Source organism: Rothia sp. HMSC061E04 (genome assembly GCF_001813685.1).
GTDB classification, from domain to species: Bacteria; Actinomycetota; Actinomycetes; order Actinomycetales; family Micrococcaceae; genus Rothia; species Rothia mucilaginosa.
The window spans coordinates 51079-72959 of sequence record NZ_KV813701.1 but is presented as its reverse complement, the minus strand read 5'-3'; the positions used below and the strand labels follow the sequence as shown (position 1 = coordinate 72959).

The 21881-nt window shown below is 58.8% G+C and carries 17 protein-coding genes; 5 read left to right on the top strand and 12 right to left on the bottom strand.

The genetic code is table 11. From position 1 onward, the window contains the following. Nucleotides 1–69: 69 nt before the first annotated feature. The gene (locus tag HMPREF2927_RS04815) at nt 70–2208 is read right to left on the bottom strand and encodes a threonine/serine exporter family protein (protein ID WP_070686004.1); all 2139 of its coding nucleotides are present in this window, start codon (nt 2206–2208) and stop codon (nt 70–72) included. Between the two features lie 99 nt (nt 2209–2307). Between HMPREF2927_RS04815 and HMPREF2927_RS09025 the strand changes: the two genes are divergently transcribed. Further along, nucleotides 2308–2544 (top strand): hypothetical protein, encoded by a 237-nt coding sequence (locus HMPREF2927_RS09025; protein ID WP_141754877.1) that lies wholly within the window; start codon nt 2308–2310, stop codon nt 2542–2544. A gap of 82 nt (nt 2545–2626) precedes the next feature. On the opposite strand, the gene HMPREF2927_RS04810 is transcribed toward HMPREF2927_RS09025, so the two are convergent. From HMPREF2927_RS04810 to HMPREF2927_RS04780, 7 genes are all read right to left on the bottom strand, one after another. Further along, on the bottom strand, nt 2627–2905 hold the full coding sequence (locus HMPREF2927_RS04810; protein ID WP_005504506.1) for an HPr family phosphocarrier protein: 279 nt from the start codon (nt 2903–2905) through the stop codon (nt 2627–2629). A gap of 233 nt (nt 2906–3138) precedes the next feature. Then, nucleotides 3139–4833, bottom strand: coding sequence for a phosphoenolpyruvate--protein phosphotransferase (ptsP, locus tag HMPREF2927_RS04805; RefSeq protein WP_070686002.1), 1695 nt, complete (start codon nt 4831–4833; stop codon nt 3139–3141). Between the two features lie 100 nt (nt 4834–4933). Next, nucleotides 4934–6943, bottom strand: coding sequence for a PTS fructose transporter subunit IIABC (locus HMPREF2927_RS04800; protein WP_070685999.1), 2010 nt, complete (start codon nt 6941–6943; stop codon nt 4934–4936). Nucleotides 6944–7134: 191 nt separating this feature from the next. After that, the gene (locus HMPREF2927_RS04795; protein WP_070685997.1) at nt 7135–8085 is read right to left on the bottom strand and encodes a 1-phosphofructokinase family hexose kinase; all 951 of its coding nucleotides are present in this window, start codon (nt 8083–8085) and stop codon (nt 7135–7137) included. Then, nucleotides 8085–8876: a DeoR/GlpR family DNA-binding transcription regulator gene (locus tag HMPREF2927_RS04790; RefSeq protein ID WP_005504500.1), complete on the bottom strand. Its 792-nt coding sequence runs from the start codon at nt 8874–8876 to the stop codon at nt 8085–8087. The genes HMPREF2927_RS04795 and HMPREF2927_RS04790 overlap by 1 nt, the downstream gene beginning before the upstream one ends. 422 nt (nt 8877–9298) lie before the next feature. Next, nucleotides 9299–9763, bottom strand: coding sequence for a VanZ family protein (locus tag HMPREF2927_RS04785; protein ID WP_070685996.1), 465 nt, complete (start codon nt 9761–9763; stop codon nt 9299–9301). Further along, nucleotides 9753–11042: a histidine phosphatase family protein gene (locus tag HMPREF2927_RS04780; protein WP_070685994.1), complete on the bottom strand. Its 1290-nt coding sequence runs from the start codon at nt 11040–11042 to the stop codon at nt 9753–9755. The genes HMPREF2927_RS04785 and HMPREF2927_RS04780 overlap by 11 nt, the downstream gene beginning before the upstream one ends. Before the next feature lie 265 nt (nt 11043–11307). Here HMPREF2927_RS04780 and HMPREF2927_RS04775 point away from each other — a divergent pair, with 265 nt between their 5' ends. The 3 genes from HMPREF2927_RS04775 (at nt 11308) to HMPREF2927_RS04765 (ending at nt 14665) form a co-directional block, all read left to right on the top strand. Beyond that, entirely contained in the window at nt 11308–12285 is a 978-nt protein-coding gene (locus tag HMPREF2927_RS04775) for an ABC transporter ATP-binding protein (RefSeq protein ID WP_070686064.1), read from the top strand. Further along, nucleotides 12285–13706 carry an FtsX-like permease family protein gene (locus tag HMPREF2927_RS04770; protein ID WP_070685992.1) on the top strand — a complete coding sequence of 474 codons (1422 nt, stop codon included), beginning with the start codon at nt 12285–12287 and terminating at the stop codon, nt 13704–13706. Before HMPREF2927_RS04775 ends, HMPREF2927_RS04770 begins: the two co-directional genes overlap by 1 nt. A gap of 203 nt (nt 13707–13909) precedes the next feature. Beyond that, complete coding sequence (locus tag HMPREF2927_RS04765; protein WP_070685990.1) at nt 13910–14665, top strand: HAD family hydrolase; 756 nt, start codon at nt 13910–13912, stop codon at nt 14663–14665. Nucleotides 14666–16050: 1385 nt separating this feature from the next. On the opposite strand, the gene HMPREF2927_RS04760 is transcribed toward HMPREF2927_RS04765, so the two are convergent. From HMPREF2927_RS04760 to HMPREF2927_RS04745, 4 genes are all read right to left on the bottom strand, one after another. After that, nucleotides 16051–16746, bottom strand: coding sequence for a methionine ABC transporter permease (locus HMPREF2927_RS04760; RefSeq protein ID WP_070685988.1), 696 nt, complete (start codon nt 16744–16746; stop codon nt 16051–16053). After that, entirely contained in the window at nt 16747–17802 is a 1056-nt protein-coding gene (locus tag HMPREF2927_RS04755; RefSeq protein ID WP_049338395.1) for a methionine ABC transporter ATP-binding protein, read from the bottom strand. Between the two features lie 146 nt (nt 17803–17948). Next, nucleotides 17949–18833, bottom strand: a complete 885-nt coding sequence (locus HMPREF2927_RS04750; protein ID WP_049338396.1) for a MetQ/NlpA family ABC transporter substrate-binding protein — start codon at nt 18831–18833, stop codon at nt 17949–17951. A gap of 310 nt (nt 18834–19143) precedes the next feature. Next, nucleotides 19144–20910: a long-chain-fatty-acid--CoA ligase gene (locus tag HMPREF2927_RS04745; RefSeq protein ID WP_070685986.1), complete on the bottom strand. Its 1767-nt coding sequence runs from the start codon at nt 20908–20910 to the stop codon at nt 19144–19146. Nucleotides 20911–21206: 296 nt separating this feature from the next. Here HMPREF2927_RS04745 and HMPREF2927_RS04740 point away from each other — a divergent pair, with 296 nt between their 5' ends. Next, entirely contained in the window at nt 21207–21869 is a 663-nt protein-coding gene (locus HMPREF2927_RS04740; RefSeq protein WP_070685983.1) for a sugar O-acetyltransferase, read from the top strand. Nucleotides 21870–21881: the final 12 nt, after the last annotated feature.

The following is a 21881-nucleotide window of genomic DNA, read 5'->3' as shown; positions in this document are numbered from 1 at the left end:
ACTTGCAAGCTACCGCCCCTTCCCAATATCCAATATATGCAATATTGGCTATATACCCGTGAAAGAGGGCTAAGAATCCGCCGGTTCCACGTTTCGCGGAGTCGTAAAACGCTGTAGCGCATACTGCATCGTGTAATTACCCAACGCAACACCCGAAGCCATCGCCACCACAATCGAAACCGCCGTAATCATATTCTGCATACCCAGAATCACGTCCGTCTCAACCGTCAACAAATACATGCCACGGAAGAACGACAGACCCGGCAACAAGAACGTAATCGCAGGAATCGAGAAAATCGCCTGAGGCACATGCAGACGGTACGCAAAATACGTGCTCAACGCACCAATCACAACCGCCGCACACGCCGTCGGACCGCGACCAGTACTCGGGCCAGCCAGCAGCTCATAACCGTAATACGCCGCCAGACCGCAGCCCGTGATGACCATCAGCCACCCGACCTTCACCAGCTTCGTCTGCAAGGTAATCGCAAAGGTCGCAATCGCCACCAGGAAGAAGAACGACGCCACCAGCGGGGTCGTCGGCTCAAAACGCAGCTGCTCAATATCCAGGGTCGGACCGTTGAAAATATTGATCGCACTCACCGCGGTCGCAATGCCAACCACCAGACCCAAGAAGCTCATGCCCGTAGACACGAAACGACCCGCAGCCGTCACCGGGAAGCCATTAATCGCATCCTGCACGGCACCCACCAGACGCGGTGTTGGCAAGAACATAATCATGCCCGCAGCCACCACCAGAGGCGCCGAAATCGCCTCCCCCTGACGCTGCAACACCGAAAGAATGGATCCCTCACCGCCCAGCCAAATCGCCAAGAAGGTCATCAGACCCGCACTAGCAGCCATACGGAAGAACGCCGGAATACCAATCGAACTCAACCACTGAATCAGCAGGTACACCGGAATAAAAATAATCGCCGCACTCAACGCCGTCGCAAAACTTGCACCCAGCGCCGCCGTCAGGGTTCCAGCACACGCCAGGTTCGCCAACCACACCACCAGAGGCGGAAACGGCTTGGGTCGGTGCGTAATCTGGTTCAGCTTCAAATCGGCGATTTCTAGAGTCATACCGCCCCGAGTGATCTTGTAGATCAGGCCGTACACTTCAGAAAGCGCCTCGTAGTTCTCCGTAGAGGAACGCACCACACGCACCAGGGTATGGGTAAAGCGCTCGTCAGCGTTCGCATTGCGCTTGGCGATGCGGGATTCCATGTAAATATCGGGGTCCGACGTGTAGTTGATGGTCACCGACTGGTTCGTAATGTCGACTTCCACCGAGTCCAGCCCGTACGCCGAAGACACCGCAATAATCGCCGAGTCCACATCCATTGCGTCCGCGCCGTAGTGGAACATCGCCTCCGCCAGGCGCAGGGTGAAGTTCAGGGTATCGCGCGCGTACTCCTTCTCACGGCGGAACGCCTCACGGCGCTCATGCTCGTCAGACCGGATAGTCGGCACGAACTGACGCTGCGCGATGCGCTGGGCACCGCGCGGGGCGGCGGGTGCCGCCTCCTCAGTGCGCACGAAGGAGCGGAAGCGACGCGAACCCCAGCGACCACCGCTACCGCGCCCAAACAGGCCGCGAGAGCCGCCCTCAACCAGCGGTACGGAGGTGGTGGGCATCGAGACGGGCCCGGTCTTCGGCACGGCGGTAGGATCCGCACCGTAGCGTCGGGCTGCGTGAGAGTTGGGCACCTGCGGAATCATGCCGGTCATGGGCACCGGCTGGGAGGGGCGGGTCAGCGCCGCCTCGGTTACCAAGTTGCTGGAGGTGACGGGGTTCGGGTCTTCACGGTAGGCGTCCAGATCATCATCAGGCACGAGGGAGGGGTCAATGACGGTACGCGCGCCGTGGCCGTTAGGGGTGAGTTCGGGGTCGCTGGCGGGCTCAACCGGCTCCTGCGCGGTGATGCCCATATCCGCTGCGGCTTCCTGGAGTACATCACTGACAGCTTCTGCAGCGACGGTGCCCTCCTGGTTTGTCGCGGAGACGGCCTGCTGAGCCAGCACGCGGCGCAATTTCTCGTCGGTGACCTGGTCTAGTGAAACCAGGGGAAAACCGCGTTTACCGGCGATATAGCCCGCGGTGGTATTCTGCTCGCTTCCTTCCGTTGCGGCAGTGTTTGCTTCGCCTGCATGCGAAGCTTCCCGCGATGTGGGGGTCGCGGGGGTGTTCCTCGATTCTGCCAATGTCCCTCCCAGATAGACAGTGCCTTTTTAGTCTAACAAGGGCACGATTCTGCGGTAGCACTGAAGAGCAGAAATATCACTTTTCTGCCCGGTGATTTTGTGAGCAAAAAGCGCTCTGCGGCACTTACGGCAGAAAGCTTCATTGATATGAAGAAAAATCCAGGTCACTACTGTACAGAAAATATTTTGGGGAATATTTATGCGGGTATTTCAAAGGGAAAAATAAAGGTTATTTACACATTAAGATTTAGCTGGGAAATAACCCCTTATGTCTCCACCCATAGAGCAATAAAATATGAATTATTCATAACAAAAAATATCCCGCCACCGAAGTGACGGGATATTCACGCCTTAAGGCCATTAGCCTTCACAGCATCTGAAGCGCACCGCTCGGGGTCACCTCAGAGGCGAAAGTCAATTACTCAGCGTCGTGGTCGGTCTCGAGGATCTTAACCAGCGAGTCCAGAGCCTCTTCAGCACCTTCGCCCTCAGCGCGCAGGACAACAACATCGCCGTGCTTTGCACCCAGGGACATCAGGGACAGAATCGATGCAGCGTCCATAGCCTCATCTGCGGGCTCACCCTTAGCAGCGATGGTCACCTCAACGGGGAGGTCGCCAGCTGCCTCAGCGAAGATAGCTGCCGGACGTGCGTGCAGGCCAACACGGCTTGCAATAGTGGCTTCGCGCTCTGCCATTATGTTTCTCCTTTGATCAAGGAACCGAAAATATATCAGTACCTATTCTAAATGAACGGGGCGCTTCAGGACCCGCCCTTACTCTATAAATTGTACCGTTCAGCCATACGCTAACAAGTACCAAAAATGCCGGATGCAGAAATAAAACTCTACACCCGGCATTTTTATGGACTCAGGCACCGCCCAGCACACCCCATCAAGGAGCGGCAGGCAGCCCCGAAATCGTTTTAAGCTTAGAGGCCCAGCTCGTCCAGAATCGGCAGAGCCTTGCGTGCGCTCTCCTTCGCCTCAGCAGAAGAAATCTGCTGCAGAGCGATAGCCGCAATCTGCTGTGCCTTCTCCTTGGTCACGGACTTCAGAACCGCAGCCACAGCGGGGATAGCGCCAGCGTTCATGGACAGGGTATCAACACCCAGACCAATCAGAACAACAGCCAGAGCCGGGTCAGCCGCAGCCTCACCACAGACGCTCACGTACTTCTTCTTACCCGCGGTGACCGATGCACGCTGAGCACCCTCAACGGTCATCTTAATCATCTTCAGCACTGCAGGCTGCCAGGGGTTGTTCAGGTGCGCCAGGTCGCCCAGCAGGCGGTCAGCCGCCATAGTGTACTGGGTCAGGTCGTTGGTGCCGATAGACACGAAGTCGACCTCGCCCAGGATTGCCTCAGCGTTCATCACAGCTGCGGGGGTCTCAACCATCACACCGTGAACGGGCAGGCCAATCTCCTTGAGCATGTTCGCGAAGTTGCGTGCCTCGGAGGTGGTCGAAATCATCGGAGCCATAACCCAGATGTCAGCGTCGGAGTTCTCCGAAGCAGCCTTAATAGCCTCCAGCTGGCGGGTCAGAACGCCCGGAACGGTCCAGTCGGTACGGAAGCCACGAACACCCAGTGCGGGGTTCTCTTCGGGGTTCACGTTCAGGAACGGCAGGGGCTTGTCAGCGCCAGCGTCCAGGGTACGAACCACAATGTGCTTGCCGGGGAATGCGTCAAACACGGACTTGTAGGTCTTAGCCTGAGTCTCGATAGAAGGCTCAGAGTCGTGGCCCAGGAAGCCGAACTCGGTGCGGAGCAGGCCAACACCCTCAGCCTTCAGGCTTGCAGCCTTCTCCGCGGACTTGCCGTCACCAACGTTTGCGTACAGCTCAACGCGGGTGCCATCAGCCAACACGCCCTGACCGCCAAAGTCAGCGACGGGCTTACGGTTTGCGTACTTGATTGCTGCTTCGCGGTCAGCGTCGGTGGGCTCGGTGTCAACTATGCCTTCGTTGGAGTCCACGTAGACGATGGTGCCGTCAGCAATCTCGGTCACGCCCTTAGCCGCCACAATAGCGGGCAGGCCCAGGCCGCGAGCCAGAATAGCGGTGTGTGCCTGGGGGCCACCGTCAGAGGTGATCAGGGCGATAACCTTCTCGGGGTCCAGAGTCGCGGTATCAGCCGGTGCCAGGTCAATAGCAGCCAGGATGAACGGCTCATCAGAAACGGGGATGCCGGGAGCCTGCTGGCCGGTCAGCTCAGCAACGATGCGGGCACGCACGTCGTGGATGTCGGTGACGCGCTCAGCCATGTAGCCACCCAGGGCAGCCATCTGGTCTGCGAAGGAGGTCGCAGCCTCCCAGATTGCGCGCTCGGGAGCCATCTCCTGGCTCTCAACCAGCTTGATAGCGCTCTTGATGAGTGCACGGTCGGTAGCCATCTGAGAGGTGGACTTCAGAACAGCCTTACCGTCGCGACCTGCGTTCTCTGCGCGAGCCAGCAGGTCTTCCTTGACGCGGACCGATGCGTCCTTGATGCGCTGCGCTGCAGCCTCAGCGGTCTCACCGCTCAGACGCAGACCGTCCTTGGGTTCCTCGATGGGCTTAGGCATCTGAAGAACGGGGCCAATAACGCGGCCGGTGTATACGCCGACGCCCTTGTAGGTAGTCATAGAGTTCATGTCCTATCTGTGGTTTGTCTACAGTGTAACGTGTTTTTTCACGCTCACGCCTGCAAACAGACGATCAAATGAAGGTGAGGTTATACGGCCATTATGCGGATGCCTTAGAGCGGGCACCCAGGGACTTCAGCACCACGTACAGCAGCGCCGAAACGACGGTACCGGCAACAACAGCCGCCAGGAACATCAGCGGGTTCTGCGCCAGACCAATAATCCAAATACCACCGTGCGGAGCCGGGGAAGCCACGTGCGCACCCATGGAGATTGCACCGGCAATAGCGCCACCAACAATGGTCGAAGGAATCACGCGAGCCGGGTCAGCCGAAGCGAAGGGAATAGCACCCTCAGAGATGAAGGATGCACCCAGCAGCCACGCAGCCTTACCGTTCTCACGCTCGTTCTCGTTGAACAGCTTGGGGCGCAGGGTGGTTGCCAGAGCCATAGCCAGCGGCGGAACCATACCGGAAATAATGACGGCAGCCATGATTTCCTGGTTCACGGTCGCACCCGAAGACAGGCCAGCGGTTGCGAAGAGGTAAGCAGCCTTGTTGATGGGGCCACCCAGGTCAGAAGCCATCATGGCGCCCAGGATCAGGCCCAGCAGCAGAGCGGAACCACCAGACATGGAGGTCAGCCAATCCTGCAGGGTGGTCATAACCCACGCCAGGGGCGCACCGAGCAGCAGGTACATTGCCAGGCCGGCAACCAGAGAAGTCACCAGCGGGGTGATGACCACGGGCATCATCGAGCCAAGCCAGCGGGGCAGCTTCAGGGTACCCAGAGCGTACGCAATCAGACCGGCGAGAATACCGCCAACAATACCGCCAAGGAAGCCCGCGTTCACCGCAAGAGCCACCGAACCGGCGATGAAGCCCGGAGCAATACCGGGACGCTGAGCCAAACCGTACGCAATGTACGCGGCAAGAGCCGGAACCATCAGGCTCAGACCGAAACCACCGATGGTCTGCAGAACAGCACCCAGGTACAGGGTCCAGTGCACATCACCGAGGTTGAACAGGGTTGCCGAGTCGAGAATCGCCTTGGTGTTCACATCACCAAGGTTCGGCACCGTAATTGCCTCGAAAACGAAGCCCAGGGCGACCAGAATACCGCCGGCAGCAACGAACGGAATCATGTAGGAGATACCGGTCATCACGGCCTTGTAGATGCGCGAGCCCCAAGCGCCTTCGGTAGCACCTGTGCTGTCCTCACCGCTGGATGCGGCAGCGGCAACGCGTGCACCGTTGGGGTTCTCAGCCTCAGCCAGAGCCTCCGCAATCATTTCCTTAGGCTCGTCAATACCGCGCTTGACGGGAGACTCAACGAAGGGCTTACCTGCGAAGCGGTTACGCTCACGCACGTTCACGGACACCGCAAAAATCACGGCGTCTGCGGCGTCAATATCAGCCTGAGCCAGCTTCTCATTACCCGAGGAGCCCTGAGTCTCAACCTTCAGGTCGTAGCCGAGCTCTTCAGCAGCGTACTTGAGGGCGTCGGCAGCCATGTAGGTGTGAGCGATACCGGTGGGGCATGCGGTCACAGCAACAATCTTCTTCACCGGAGCCGAAGCAGCGGGGGTTTCCTGAGCGGAGGCGGCAGGTGCGGCGGCGGGTGCATCCTCGGCGGGCTTAGTCTCTGCCTTCTTCTCACCCACGCCGAGCGCACCGTTGACCAGCTCGACGATCTCTTCAGCCGAGGAGGCTTCGCGCAGGGACGCAGTGAAGCTCTTCTTCATCAGGGAGCGTGCCAGGGTGGAGAGCAGCTTCAGGTGGGCCTGGTCAGCGCCATCGGGTGCAGCGATGAAGAAAATCAGGTCGGCGGGGCCGTCCTTTGCACCGAAGGAAACTGCCGGGTTGGGGCGTGCCATTGCCAGGGTCGGCTCGGTGACGGCGGCACTGCGGCAGTGCGGAATCGCAATACCGCCGGGGATACCGGTGTCGGTCTTGGATTCGCGTGCCTCGGCAGCCGCGTAGAGCTGCTCGAAGTCGGTAGCGCGTCCGGCATTTACGACTGCCTGGGCGAGCTTGGCAATTACGTCGAATCGGGTCTCGCCGAGGTTCTCGTCCAGCAGGACGAGATCTGCGGTGATCAGATCAGACATATTCCCTCCTCGGGTATGTGTTGGGGCGGGGATTCGCTCAGTGGTGCCGGGCTTCTCCCCTATATGAGTTCAAAGTGTGCGCAGTGTGTGTTGAGTGTGTAGCGTGCGTATATGTGTGTACATATGCGCACAGCACCCCAGCTTATATTCCCTTCTGAGAATAAAAGCTGGAGGTGCGAAAACAGCCCGAATTAGAGCTGCAGCTGACGAACAGTGACCTTCTCAGGAGTGGTCTGCTCCAGCGAAGGCATGCGAGTACCGGGCAGAGCAGCAGCAGCCGAACCGTGAGCTACCGCCTGAACCAGGCAACCGGGGGCATCCTCACCACGGGTGTGAGCAATCAAGAAACCAGACAGCGACGAGTCACCGGCACCCACAGTGCTACGAACCTGAATCGGCTCATGCACAGCATGCCAGATACCCTGCTCAGTGACCAGCACTGCACCGCCGCCGCCGAGGGTGGCAAGCACGTACTCGATGCCGTCGCCGAGCAGCTTCTGGGCGGTGCGGGCGGTCAGCTCGGGGCTAGCCTCCAGCTCCTCCCAGTTATCGCTACCGGTCAGCTGAGCCAGCTCCTCCGAGTTGGGCTTAATCAGGGTGGGCTTGTGCTCACCGGCGACGGTCGCAATCAGCGGCGCCTCAGAGGTATCAATAGCGATCTTGCCCTCGTAGCCGGAGGCGCGCAGTGCCGCAACCAGCTCGGAGTAGTAGGCCGGTTCCAGGCCCGGAGGCAACGAACCAGCCAAAACCACCCAGTCGGCACCCTTGGAACGCTCAACCACCAGCTCGTCCAGCTTCTGACGCAGTTCAGCATCAAAAACGGTGCCGGGGGCGTTCAGCTTAGTGGTGGTGCCGTCCGGGTCAACCACGGTGATGTTCGAGCGAATCGGCTCACCGGTGGGCAGGTTAGCGAACTCAACGTCCACAGCCTGCAGTGCGGTCAGCACCGGGTCGGTGGCTTCACCGGGCACAATGGCGAGGGTCGGCACGCCGGAAACCTGCAGGGCGCGGGAAATATTCACGCCCTTGCCACCGGGATCCTGTACGGCACCGACAGCACGCTGCACGGCACCGTGGGCCAGGGGCGCGCCGAGTTCAATGGTGCGGTCCAGGCTGGGGTTTGCGGTCAGAGTAATAATCATTAGGCAATCACAATCTCAACGTTTGCGGCCTCGAGTGCCTGACGGAGGGCACCTTCGGGCTCGCGATCGGTAATGAGGGTGTCAATATCCTCAAATCCAGCGAAGCGGACCAGGGATTCCTGACCGAACTTCGCGGAGTCACAGAGCAAGACCACGCGGCGGGCTGCCTTGCAAATTGCGGTCTTGACGATGGCTTCGTTCATGCCGGGGGTGGAGATGCCGAAGTGGGCTTCAATACCATTGGCACCAATGAAAGCAATATCGGGGCGCATGGTGCCGAAATGCTCTGCGGCGCGTGCGCCAACAGCAGCCCAGGTCATCTTGCGCAGCTGGCCACCGACCAGCTCGAGGGTCACGCCTTCGGCTTCGGCGAGCTTAACTGCAATGTGCAGTGCATGGGTGATGACGATGCGGTCATTGCCGGTCTTGAGGCTGAAGTTCTCAGCGCCGATGTGGTCGGCGAGAATTTCGATGGTGGAGCCTGCGTCCAGGACGATGGAGCCTGCCTCGGAGTCGCGCAGCATCTGGTATGCCTTGGTGGCAATGCGGCGCTTTTCGGGGGTGTTCATGCCCTGTCGGGAGGAGATGGAGGACTCCAGGGAGGTGGACTGCTCAATGGTGACAGCACCACCGTGGACACGGCGGAGCTTACCTGCCTCTTCCAGTGCGGCGAGGTCACGACGCACGGTCTCCATGGTCACATCGTAACGGCGCGCAAGGTCAGCGCCGTTGACACGACGTGCGGAGGCAACAAGCTTTGCAATTTCGGCACGGCGTTCTTCTGCGAACATAAATCTGGTGTTCCTTTGGGCTAGTGGGAGGAAATCTGTGCGTTCTTTTCTGCGTTCTGCTCGGCTTTCAGGACCGTGAGAGACATGGTTTCAGTGAACCGACAGAACGCTTTAGGGTAATACTTGATTTTATGTGGGTTTTTGTGGGCAAGTCAATATAAAACGCTGTATTTGCCGGAATATTACCCGATTGTTCCCTACCGAAACCACACCTATTTGCGAGCTATTGCCTGTTTATGTCTGTTTGACCTAATGAACTGTTGGGTTTTACCTCTCCCCCACCACCCACGGTGTTGATAGGCCCCGCCAGCACACCCACAGCAGAGCAAAAAGCGTAAGGCGCCGGCCCCGAGAAACCCTCGGAACCGGCGCCTCCACCAGCAGAACATATGCAATTAATGCGCGCTTATTTGGGTGCTCGTTTACTTGCCCTTGCGTTCGCGACGCACGCGACGCCAACGATGCACGCCCAAAGCACCCGCCGCACCCAGCAGGGCACCCGAACCGTTCATCAGCACATCCACCGGGTCGCCGGTGCGATCAGGCATGAAACTCTGGATCGTCTCAATGCAGGCGCTGACCAAAAATCCCGAGTACAGCACGTGCGGGCGAACCTTCGGCTTGAGCAGCAGGACGAAAAGAAAACCGCCCGGAATGAACATGATGACGTTCGAGAGCTGCTCGATGCTCGAATAGGTGATGAACGCAGGCAGCCAGCCCTCGGCGTGGCCGGTATCCAGCAGCTGCACCAGGCGGCCTCCCATCTCGTTATCGTCCACGTGTACGGGGGCGAACACGATACTCGCCACCACCGCGCAGTACAGCGCCGTGACCGGCCAGAGAATCAGCCGCCACACGCGAGCGCCAGACCAACCTTTACCAAACAAGGCGACCCACCTCGTCGAACTGCTTGGTCGAGTCCCACGCGAACAGGCCCGGCACGTCAATCGTGAGCGGTTCGGCGTTCGGCACGGTCACGGTCCATTCTTCACCGGCTGCTGCGGAGAGGGCGCGGCGGATAAAGCTGCCGTGGCTGACGGCAATAATCTTTTGTTCGCCCGAGGCTTCAGAGAGTTCACACACGATATTGCGCAGGGTGCGCACCGCACGAATGTATACGTCATGTTCGGATTCCACGTTCGGGTAGTAGCGTTCCGGGGCGCGGCGTTCGGGGGCGGGAATGTCCAGGCCCTCGCCGGCACCGTAGGCGCGTTCCACCAGTTCGGGGTAGGTCTTGTGCACCTGCAGGTCGAAGTACTCACCGACCAGCTGCGCAGTCTCGTGGGCGCGGGAGAGCGGCGAGGACACCAGCACGGTGAATTCCAGACCCATGTCGGCGAGCTTCTTGCCGGTGGTGCGTGCCTGCTCGCGGCCGGTGTCATTGAGCGGAATGTCGGTGATGCCCTGCATCAGGTTCGCCTTGTTCCAGTCGGTCTGGCCGTGACGGATCAGGGTGAGGATCGTGTTCTCGGCACCCGCCGGTACTTCCTCGGGGCCCAGCTCAGGTTCCAGATGCTGCACGACCAGGCGGTCGATGGCATCGTCCAGGTACTGCAGGGGCACCTCGGTGAGGGAAGCGTTCACGGGAATCGGGTAGATGCCGTCCTCGTTGAGCAGTTCGGGGTGGCGCTCAGCGACCAGCGCGGTCATGGTCATAGCAATCAGCATGCCGTGCGCGGCGACCACAACGGTCTGACCCTCGTATTCGCGGCGGACGCGGTTCAGCGCCGCGAGGGAGCGGGCGAGGAAGTCCTTCTTCGGCTCCACGTTGTACGCGTTATTGGACTGGCGGGAGGCGAGAATCAGCTCGCGGGTAGCGATCTGGCCTTCCAGGTCACCAAAGGAACGTTCCTGGAAGCCGTCAACGGCACCGCGGTAGGGTACGTCCAGGCCTTCGGCTACGATTTCGGCGCTTTCTACGGCGCGGGAGAGCGGCGAGGAGACGATAGCGTCCACCCTGGTGCCCTCAGCTGCTGCCTGTTGCAGGGCGCCGATAGCGGTGCGGACCTGCTCTCTGCCGGTGTCGTTGAGGGGGATGTCGGTGCCTCCCTGGAAGCGGTGGTCGATGTTCCAGTCGGTCTGGCCGTGGCGCAGGAAGATGATGCGGGTTCCTGCCTCGGGGTCGGCTACCGGAGTGATGATGGGGGTGTTCTGTGCGTCGGTCATCCTTCTAGTATGGCACTGCCTCCATGCAGTTCAAGGCCGCCGCGCAGTTCAAAGCCTCGGTGCAGTTCAAGGGGTGCGCGGCTTATCCCTTCTGCTGAGGCGCACTCATACCGCGGTATGAGCTGCCGGGTGGTTGAGCGCCGGGTCGGGCGAATTTTTTCAGGGTTTTCCCATATTTTTCAGCCCCCAGACGGAGGGGTGAGCCGCCAAGAAGCTGAGATGATAGAAGTGTACTTCCGTTAGTTCATACCCAATGAAGGTTGTCATGACGCAGAATCCTCAATCCCAGAACCATCCTCAAACCCAGAACCCGCAGTTCCAGGCTCAGAACCCGTATTCAATGACCCCTCCGCAGGCGGCGCAGCCTGCCGGTCAGTATTCCGCTCAGCCCGGTCAGCCTAACCAGCAGAGTCAGGCGGGCTACTATCAGGGCCAGCAGGGCTACCCGGCTCAGGCACCTCAGCAGATGCAGCAGGCGCCCTTCGCGCGCGGCGCGATTATTTCTGCCCGTAACCTGCACAAGTCGTACGGCAATAACCCGGTGCTGCGTAATGTGAGCCTGGATATTTTCCCCGGTGAGTCCGTGGCGATTATGGGTCCTTCCGGTTCCGGTAAGACCACCCTGTTGCACGCACTCTCGGGCATTATCAAGCTCGATGCCGGTTCTGTGCTGTTCAATGGCCCCACCGGTCAGGTGGCGGTGGAGTCCCTCAGCGAGCGTGAGCGAACCTCCCTGCGCGCTAACTCGTTTGGTTTCGTGTTCCAGCAGGGTCTGCTGGTTCCCGAGCTGACTGCGGAGGAGAACGTCTCCCTCGCCGCGATGATTGCCGGTGTTCCCCGCCAGCAGGCGCGTTCCATTTCCGCTGACCTGCTGAACCGTCTGGGTTTGGGGCAGATGCTGGACCGTCGTATGGGTGAGATGTCCGGTGGTCAGGCTCAGCGTGTGGCGATTGCCCGTTCCCAGGTGAACGGTGCCCCCGTGACTTTCGCGGATGAGCCGACCGGCGCGCTGGATTCGAAGACCGCCCGTGAGGTGATGGCTCTGCTCCTGACCATGATTCCGCAGCAGGGCAAGACTCTGCTGGTGGTTACTCACGACCCGAACGTGGCGGCGGCGTGCTCCCGCGTGGTGTACCTGCAGGACGGTCAGATTGTGAGCGACCAGCGCAATAACCAGGGCGGTGTTCCCGCACAGAACCCCGGTGCCCAGAACCTCGGCGCTCAGTCTCAGGCAGGTGCATAATGCAAATCTACGCTCTACTCGCCAAACGAACCCTATGGAGTTCGCAGGCGATTCTTCCCGTGCTGGCTTTTGCCGCCTCCTCGGCACTGTTTTTGACGGTTGCCGGTGGTGTTCAGGCGCTGAGCACCTGGCTTGACCACGCCGCCAACGTTGACCACGAACTGGTGAACCTGATGGGCATTCAGAAGCTCTACATGGGGTTGGCGTGGGTTGCCGCTCTGGTGCTGATTGTTCCGCTCTTTACCTTGGGCGCTTCGGCTGCTCGTTTGAGTGCCCGCCGCCGTGATGAGCGTCTGGCGTCCCTGCGCCTGATTGGTGCCTCCACGACCCTGATTGTGGGTCTGTCGGTTGCGGACGCGCTGGTGTACTCCCTCGTGGGCTTCATCATCGGTCTGTTGCTTTACCTGGTGCTGATTTTCCCGTTCGGTGCCATGCACTTCATGAACGTTCCGCTGGGTGCTGAGAATATGCTCCTGCCCGTGAGCGTGATTTTCTACTGCTTCCTGGGTTGTATGGTTCTGGCGGCTCTGAGCTCCCTGTTCGGTTTGGCGAAGGTCAGCATCAGCCCGCTGGGTGTGCGTACCCGCGCGAAGGCTGGTTCCGCCGGTTACATTGCTCTGGGTATCGGTGTTGTTCTGGTCATTGCCGTGATGATTCTGGCTTCGACCTCGAAGGGTTTTAGCATGTTCTCACCCTTCCAGGACGGCGGTGCCGATAGCGCGATTAAGAACCTAGCGATTTTCATTGCTCTGCCGGGTCTGCTGATGATGGTTGCTATCGACCTGATTGGTACCTTCCTGGTGTGGGCGTACGCAAAGATTCGTGTGCGCATGACCCAGAAGGCGTCGGTTCTGCTGGGTTATCGTGCGGTGCTAGAGTCCCCGCGCGGGGCGTGGCGTCAGGTTTCGGGTGTGGCACTGTCGACCTTCTTGGTGACCTTCTTCGGCCCCATCCTGATTCTGGCGGGTGAGATGAACAAAACTGCGAAGGAGGTAGGCCCCGCCGCCGGTCCCTTCATGACCATCATGTCGGACATGTTCCAGGGCATGCTGCTCATGCTGTTCTTCTCGTACCTGCTGGTCACTCTCTCCGCAGTGTTGAACCAGAGCGCCGCCATTTACGAGCGTGGTTCGCTGTACTCTTCGCTGAATATGATGGGTACCCCCACAAGGATGTTGCAGGCTTCGCGCCTTACCGTGGTTTTCGGTCCGCTGGTGCTCATTAGCGTGGTTTCTGCGCTACTGGGTCTGCCGCTGACGGCGTTGATTGCGGCGCAGGGTCTTTCCGGTGAGATTCTGGCGAAGATGTTCGGTATGACCTTCGGCGCTATTGCGCTGGGTCTGGCACTGGTCTATGTGGGCCTGTTGGCGACCATTCCGTTTATGCGTCAGGTGACTCATAAGCCGGTGTCCGCTCTCTAAGCTGTTTTAGCTTCTGCCCTCCCGTTGCATCCGTTCTGGATGCGGCGGGAGGGTTTCTTTATGTCTGCTGATGTGCTGTGTGCTTTTGTGTTGTGTGCTTATAGTGCGTGCTTTTGTACCCTCACCCGGTTTGCGCTCTGCATGTTTTCTCACGCACCGGGCCACCGCTTCCATAGCCTAAAGCCCTGTGAGAGACTGACATTATGTTTGAACACACAGTACCCTCCGATTGGTTCCCCCGCTGCGCAATCTTCGACTGCGACGGCATCCTCCTCGACTCCGAGACCGTCTGGAACGATGTGCAGCGTGAGCTTTTCGCCCGTTGGTCTGTTCCCTTCACCGAAGAGGTCGAGCACCGCCTCACCGGCCTGGCGGCAGCCGATGTCGCCGAGGAGCTTGCACTGCTCTCCTACGAGGCGCAGAACGGCCAGAAGCCGGACACCACCTCCGCAGAGTACGCCGAGCACCATGAACGCGTGATGAAGGACCTGCTCACCACCGAGCACGAGGTCATCAGCTCCGGCGTGGACCTGATTGAGGGTGCGCAGAAGTTCCTGGGCTTCCTGAGCGAGCACATGCCGGTTGCGGTGGCGTCGAACTCCACCGCGAACATTCTGACCCTGAAGATGGAAAGCTACGGTTACGCCCCGCTGGTGCGCACCTGGGTCAGCAGCAACGACGTTCCGACCGGTAAGCCCGCCCCGGACATGTACCTGGAGGCGGCACGTCGCCTCGGCTTTGAAGGTCACGAGGCGCTGGCGTTCGAGGACTCCCCCGCGGGCGCGCAGGCGGCACGTGACGCCGGTACGAAGGTCATGATTTACGTTCCGGGAGGCACCGACCCGGCAAAGGCACCGGCCGGTTTTGGGCGCTTCGATTCGTTCAATGACCCGCAGCTCTGGGAGGCGGCACGCACCTGGATCGCCAAGCTTGAGGCGGCACAGCAGTCTGAGGCATAGCAGTCTATGGCGGCGCAGGGCTAAGCAGCAGGGCTAAGCACCTACCGTAGACACCTCACCGCCTCACCGCCCCACCTGGCAGGCAGCATCAAGAAAGACCCCCGGCCCGCTCCTCAAGGAGCAGACCGGGGGTCTTCTATGCTTATCAGCTGCCTCTCTAGCACCCGCTCTTGTAGCCCTTTGACCTCATCAGCACTCTCGCGGAGCGCTACTTTTCCAAAGTCTCACTAAACGGTACCAATACAAAACATCACGAGAACCTGAACATTGGCAGGTTCTCGTGATGCTAGGTGTTTTAGAAGTCCAAGGATGCTTATTTCGGCTGTTGCTTATAGAAAACAAAAGCGTACAGGATACTCATAAGTAGAACTACAACCTGAGCCAAAGGGTCAAGCCAATACACTTGTAAAATTACCACAGCCAACATAAAAAATACGGATTTTATGAAGGATGCCGCAGGTTGTACGTAGTTCTTATTTGCACGATATGCAGAGTACCCAACAAATCCACAAAGAATTAAAATACCGGCAACATTATAAAACATTGAATCATGCGAAGATGTAAAATAATAGAAAGAATAACCTGCGAAACATAATTCAGGTACCGGTATGTATCTAGTATCGACCAACTTAATCACCTCAGATATTTATTCAATTTTTGCTTTCAGCGGTGGTATACCCCGTTTCGTTTGAGTTTGTAGAAAAGCTACCTAAAGTAGGTGAAACAGATGAGACGCTTTGTGGAGCAGTGGATTCTGCGTGAGCAGGATAGCTCGCCAACCCAGATATACCTATCGCTACAGTTGCAGAAATACAACTTACGATTGACTTACTAAAATTTTTCATTGCCTGTCCTTCTCTAGCTGTTGATGATATCTCTAGCTTAATATGAACCGGAACACTTTTATGATATCAATCAGCAAAATGGGAGTCAAGATTATTTTAGTAATAATTCAATAATAATTTGCGCCACTACAAACTATAGTGTTTAGCTGCTAAAGCTCCCAGCCCGTTCTCTCTCCTCAGCAAACTTGCATCCTAAGTCGTCTTAATGCGCTTCAGATGCTCCTCTGCCTTAAACATTTCTAGGTTCTTATCGCAGATACAGCGGTAAACAGTCTTCACTTCCCCTGCTGCTTTCACCCACCTCTCTTCTTCTTTCCTAGGTGCGTATGCTTTTTCGCTGGTGCGCACCTGGATCGCCAAGCTTGAGGCGGCACAGCAGTCGGAGGCGGCGCAGAACTAAGAGGCGCCCGCCCCACAGCCTCACCTGATAGGTAGCATCAAGAAAGACCCCCGGCCCGCTCCTCAAGGAGCAGACCGGGGGTCTTCTATCCTGTATCAGCCGTACCTACAGTACCTACAAGGCCTACAGGGGGCACGAGCTTATCGGCGCATAACCTTCTTCGCCAGGAAGTTACCGAGGAACTGAACCAGCTGAACCAGGACGATAATAATCGCCACAACAGCCCAGGTGATCTCATCGTTGAAGCGCTGGTAGCCGTCCACAATCGCAATCTTACCCAGACCGCCAGCACCCACGTAACCGGCCATAGCGGACATATCCACCACGCCAATGACGAGGAAGGTGTAACCGAGGATCAGCGGGCCAAGCGCCTCCGGAATCATCACGGTGAACAGGATGGTCAGCTTTGAAGCGCCCATCGCACGCGCCGCCTCAATCACGCCCGGGTCAATGGAGACCATGTTCTGCTCCACGATACGGGCAATAGCGAATGCAGCACCGAAGCTCATCGCGAAGACCGCCGCATTCACGCCCAGGCGGGTACCCACCACGGCGCTCGTCAGCGGGCCCAAAGCCGCAATCAAAATGATGAACGGAATCGGGCGAATCACGTTCACCAGAATGTTCAGGATCGTGTACACGAAACGGTTCTGGAAGATATTACCTGCACGGGTGGTGTACAGCAGAGCACCCACAATCAGGCCGACCAGACCGGCGCACAGCATGGTGATAGACACCATGTAGAACGTATCGCCGATAGCCGGGAGCAGCTTCTCGGGCAGGAACTCGGACCAGTCCGTCTTAGACGCAGCCAGCGGAAGAGTAGTAGCAAACATTTAGCGCACCTCCTGCACGCGGGCAACGGTCTTCAGTTCGGCAACGGCGGCGTCAATGCTGGTGATTTCGCCGAGGAGTTCCAGGGTGAGGGTACCGTATGCCTTACCCTGCAGGGTCTCAATACCGCCGCCCACAATGTTGAAGCGGACGTTACGGGCACCCAGGTAGGACAGCACCTTACCGAGCTCCTGGTTACCCTCCACGATTTCAACGTTGATGAGGTAACCCTTGTGGTTTGCGCGCAGCTCAGCCGCTTCCTTGCCGGTGGGGGCGAGCTTGACGGTGGTCGCCACGAACAGCTTTGCTACGTCGGTCTGCGGGTTGGAGAAGACGTCGTAGACGTTGCCCTGCTCCACCACGCGGCCGGACTCCATGACAGCCACACGGTCAGCGATGCTGGAGACCACGTCCATCTCGTGGGTAATCACCACGACGGTCACACCCAGTTCACGGTTCACACGCTTAAGGAGCGCAAGAACTTCATGAGTGGTTTCCGGGTCCAGCGCGCTGGTGGACTCATCAGCCAACAGCAGGGCAGGGTTGGTCGCGAGCGCACGAGCAATACCCACACGCTGCTTCTGACCACCCGAAAGCTGGTTCGGGTAATGACCTGCACGGTCGGCAAGACCCACGAACTCCAGCATTTCCAGGGCGCGTTCGCGGCGGTCCTTCTTAGACCAGCCGGCAATCTTCAGCGGGAACTCGACGTTACCGAGCACGGTGCGGGAGTTCATCAGGTTGAACTGCTGGAAGATCATACCGATGTTGGTGCGTGCTTCACGCAGTTCAGAGTCGCGCTTACCGGAAATCTCGAAGCCGCCAACGGTCAGGGTGCCGCTGGTGGTGGTTTCCAGGCCGTTGATGAGGCGGACCAGGGTAGACTTACCGGCGCCAGAGTAGCCGATGATTGCAAAGATTTCACCGCGGTTAATGCTGAGGGAGACGTTGTCCACAGCAACTACTGCCTTGGGGCCGTTGCCGAAGACCTTGGAGACTCCGTCCAGAACCACCATGGGCTCGGTGCTGTCACCGAAGCTCTGTACCAGTTCACTCATAAGTTTGTATCCGTTATATGTCGTGGTTGGGGCGCTAAAGGGCATTAACGCCGGTACGCAAAGGACGGTAAGCCTGTCGTGACCCGCATCGGGTGCTTAGACTTACCGCCTTTGCGTATGCCTAGAGGAGGCGTGTATTTAGAAGATTACTTCTTGGCGCGCAGCTTGGCTTCTTCGTTAGCCAGGGACTGACGCAGCTCGTCGGTGCTCACGTTGACCTCAACAGCGGTGCCGCGGGTCTCTTCCTGAACAACATCCATGACGGGCTTGGTGTGGAAGATTTCAACAATCTTCTTGTAGGTCTCGTCGTCAGCCTTGTCCTTCTGAGCAACGAAGAGGTTCACGTACTTGACAGCCGAGGGGTCGGTCTTGGGGTCGTCCTGAGCCAGGGCGTCTGCGGGCTTCAGGCCTGCATCCTTGAGGAAGTCGTTGTTGACGACTGCGCCGTCAGCGGACTCCATGCCAACCACGGTCTGGGTTGCGTCGACGGGAGTGACCTTCACCTTGGAGTTAGCGGTGTCCACGTCGTCGATGGTGGGTGCGTCAACATCAGCGTTCTTGAAGGTAACCAGGCCGTTGGTCTTCAGCAGCTTCAGAGCGCGGGCTTCGTTCACGGTGTCGTTCGGGATAACGATCTCGCCGCCCTGGGGGATGTCAGCCAACTTGGAGTGCTTCTTGGAGAACAGAGCCATCGGGTAGATGACGGTCGGGCCGACAATCTGCAGGTCCTTCTTAGCGCTCACGTTGTAGTTGGACAGGTACGCGATGTGCTGGAAGCGGTTCATGTCGATATCACCGGCGTCCAGTGCGGGGTTCGGCTCGGTGTAAGCGCTGAACTCCTTGAACTCAATGTCGATACCCTGCTTCTTAGCTTCTTCCTTCAGGGTCTTGTTGAACTTCTCAGAGCCAACCACACCGATGGTGACCTTCTTGGATGCGGAAGAGGAGGAAGAGGAGGAGTTGGTGGAACCGCAGGCTGCCAGGCCAAAGACCATGGGGACAACTGCGAGAGCAGCAGCAAACTTCTTCACGGCTATGAATCTTTCTGTTGAATGATGATGCGTTCCACCGGGTGCTCACGTTGGTACTAGCACATCCGATGGGAATGATGATGGGACAATTACAGCACGCACAAGGGCGGGTGTGGAAGTTAATGGCTATTCATGAGACACAGAACGTCAAGGTCGTCATATTTTGTCATAATTCGTCATGCGATGATTATTTCCAGGTCACAAAGCGTCATTGACCATGTATTCAGGCACACACAAAACGCCGGCCCGGGTACGAAAACCCAAGCCGGCGTCCATAGTGCCACCCGTTACGGGCGGGCGGGGCATCAACCTACTGATCGAACTCGCCCGAAGCAATCAGCTGCTCACGCACCTTACGGCGCAGAACCTTACCCAGCATCGAACGGGGCAGATCATCCACCACCACGATGCGGCGCGGAACCTTATAACGGGTCACCTTCGAATAGCAGTGCTCACGCAGAGTATGCTCCTGCACCACTCGACCCGGGGCGGGAACCACAGCGGCGACCACCATCTCGCCACCGGCGGGCAGCGGAATACCGACGACTGCCGCATCCGCGACCATGTCGTGCTGCTTGAGGGCGACCTCAACCTCCGTCGGGGAGACGTTGAAACCGCCGGTAATAATGACTTCCTTAATACGGTCGACAATTTGAATGAAGTAGTCCTCGTCCAGACGCACAATATCGCCGGTACGCAGCCAGCCCTCGGGGGTGATGGTCTTCGCGGTCTCGTCCTCACGCTTCCAGTAGCCAGCAAAACGCTGAGGGCCCTTCACCCACAGCTCGCCCTCTTCACCTTCAGGCACATCCTCACCGGTCTCCGGGTCCACCACACGAATATCGGTGGAGGGGAACGGAACACCAATGAAACCGGCACGGCGAGTGTCATTGAGCGGGTTGCAGGACACCAGCGGCGCGCACTCGGTCAGGCCGTAGCCTTCCACCATGAAACCGCCGGACGCTTCCTCCCACTCGGCAACCAGCTCAGGCGGCAGGTTCATCGCACCGGAGACCGCGTAACGGATACCCTCCAGGGACACGCCGCGCTTCTTCGCCTCATCCATGAGGCGGCGATACACCGGCGGAACCGCAGGAAGAATGGTCGGGCGGGTCTTCTTCATCGCCTTCAAAATCAGATCCATGTCCACAGTCGGGAACAGCACCAGGCGGGCACGGCACAGCGACGCAATCGTCACGCCCAGGGTCATACCGTAGGCGTGGAACAGCGGCAGAACCGAGTAAATAACCTCGTCATCACCCGGGTTAATCCATGCCTCACCCATGCGGCCGTTAGACTCCAGGTTGCGGTGCGTGAGCATCACGCCCTTCGGCAGGCCGGTCGTACCCGAGGTGTACTGCAGCAGCGCAATATCGTGCGCCGTCGGGCGGCGATGCGACGGGTCAATACGCTCGCTCTTCACCAGCTGAGCCCACGACACCGTACCCGGCGCAGAACCGGTCAGCTTCTCACGCGAAGCACGCGCACTCTTCAACGGCAGCTTCAGCGCGGTACGCATCAGCGCGGGCATCGCCGAAATCATGTTCACCGAATAAATATGGTTCGGGCGGATATCCGCCGGAAGACCCGTAATATGCGAGGCGATCTTATCCCACACAATCGCGACCTTCGCGCCGTGATCCTCAAACATGTGGCGCAACTCCGCGCCCGTGTACAGAGGGTTATGCTCCACCACAATCGCGCCCAGGCGCAAAATCGCGTAAAACGCCGCAATATGCTGAGGGCAGTTCGGCAAAATCAGCGCCACACGGTCACCCGCCTGCACACCAGCCACACGCAGACCCTCCGCAGCACGCTCAATCTGGTCCCCCAACTCGGCGTAGGTTGTGGTCGCGCCAAAGAACTCCAGCGCCACCTTGTGGGGTACGGTGCGGACCGCCTCGTCAATGAGGTGGCTCAGCGAGGTTTCGGGCAGCTCAATATCGCGGGCAGTCCACGTAGCATAGTTCTTCAACCAGGGACGATGCACCAACGGATGCGCGCCAGCCGACGCGCCAGCGGGGGATGCAGGTGCCGCCGCATCCTGCAGGTTCGTGTTCTTCTGAGCCTCAGTCATGCATTGATTGTGCCTTCCCGTGCCCATACCCTTCAACTCAGCCGCGTTTCTTTCCACGCTGAAAATCACGCCGTACACCCACCCCAGATACCGCAATAAACGCCGAAACACTAAGGTAAACCCAAGCAACTCTGGGATACTTAAAGCATGAGTAAACGACAGCAAGAGATCACTGACGAACAGTTCAAGAAGCTCCTCCGCGAAATTTCCAAACGATTCGCTATCGCCGGAGGAGTCGTCATTCTCTTCGGAATGGCCATCATCGCGCTAGTCTACCTTCTGGGAGGAGCCCACTAATGCACACCCCGCAGCGCCCCAACGGCGACATCTTCAACCGCATGGTCTCCGGCGCCGCCTACATGCCCGACGCCGAATGCGCCGCGCAGACTAAGCGCATCCACGCTGCAACCGTCCTCGCCGAAGAACACTACGCACGCGGCGAGCAGGCACAGGCAATGCACGTCTACCGTGAACACCTAGGCCACCTGGGCGAGCACTCGCACATCCGCCCCGGCGCACGCTTCGACTACGGCGTGAACACCTATATTGGTGACGGCTCCTTCTTCAACTTTGGCTGCGTCTTCCTGGACGTCTGCCCGATCCGCATCGGCTCCACCGTGCTCGTCGGCAACAACGTACAGTTCCTCACCCCCACCCACCCGCTCAACCCGGTCGACCGCGCCGCATACTGGGAAGGTGGCGAGCCCATCACCGTTGAAGACAACGTCTGGATCGGTGGCGGCGCCATCATCCTGGGCGGTGTGACCATCGGCAAGAACTCCGTGATTGGCGCGGGCACCGTCGTCACCAAGGACGTCCCGGCTAACTCCCTCGTGGTGGGCAACCCCGGCCGCGTGGTCCGCCCCCTGGACGAGAACGAACGCCCGGCATACCCGCACACTTACGCCGCAGAAGCCCTGGAAGAAGCACGCGCCTTCTACGCTGACCGCAACCGCTAAATCAGCACCCAG

Coding starts and splice junctions, on each gene's coding strand:
- HMPREF2927_RS04775 (WP_070686064.1), top strand. CDS start 11,308: ATGACGCAGAATCCTCAATCCCAGAACCATCCTCAAACCCAGAACCCG.
- HMPREF2927_RS04800 (WP_070685999.1), bottom strand. CDS start 6,943: ATGTCTGATCTGATCACCGCAGATCTCGTCCTGCTGGACGAGAACCTC.
- HMPREF2927_RS04740 (WP_070685983.1), top strand. CDS start 21,207: ATGCACACCCCGCAGCGCCCCAACGGCGACATCTTCAACCGCATGGTC.
- HMPREF2927_RS04765 (WP_070685990.1), top strand. CDS start 13,910: ATGTTTGAACACACAGTACCCTCCGATTGGTTCCCCCGCTGCGCAATC.
- HMPREF2927_RS04810 (WP_005504506.1), bottom strand. CDS start 2,905: ATGGCAGAGCGCGAAGCCACTATTGCAAGCCGTGTTGGCCTGCACGCA.
- HMPREF2927_RS04795 (WP_070685997.1), bottom strand. CDS start 8,085: ATGATTATTACTCTGACCGCAAACCCCAGCCTGGACCGCACCATTGAA.
- HMPREF2927_RS04755 (WP_049338395.1), bottom strand. CDS start 17,802: ATGAGTGAACTGGTACAGAGCTTCGGTGACAGCACCGAGCCCATGGTG.
- HMPREF2927_RS04770 (WP_070685992.1), top strand. CDS start 12,285: ATGCAAATCTACGCTCTACTCGCCAAACGAACCCTATGGAGTTCGCAG.
- HMPREF2927_RS04745 (WP_070685986.1), bottom strand. CDS start 20,910: ATGACTGAGGCTCAGAAGAACACGAACCTGCAGGATGCGGCGGCACCT.
- ptsP (WP_070686002.1), bottom strand. CDS start 4,833: ATGACTACCTACAAGGGCGTCGGCGTATACACCGGCCGCGTTATTGGC.
- HMPREF2927_RS04780 (WP_070685994.1), bottom strand. CDS start 11,042: ATGACCGACGCACAGAACACCCCCATCATCACTCCGGTAGCCGACCCC.
- HMPREF2927_RS04760 (WP_070685988.1), bottom strand. CDS start 16,746: ATGTTTGCTACTACTCTTCCGCTGGCTGCGTCTAAGACGGACTGGTCC.
- HMPREF2927_RS04790 (WP_005504500.1), bottom strand. CDS start 8,876: ATGTTCGCAGAAGAACGCCGTGCCGAAATTGCAAAGCTTGTTGCCTCC.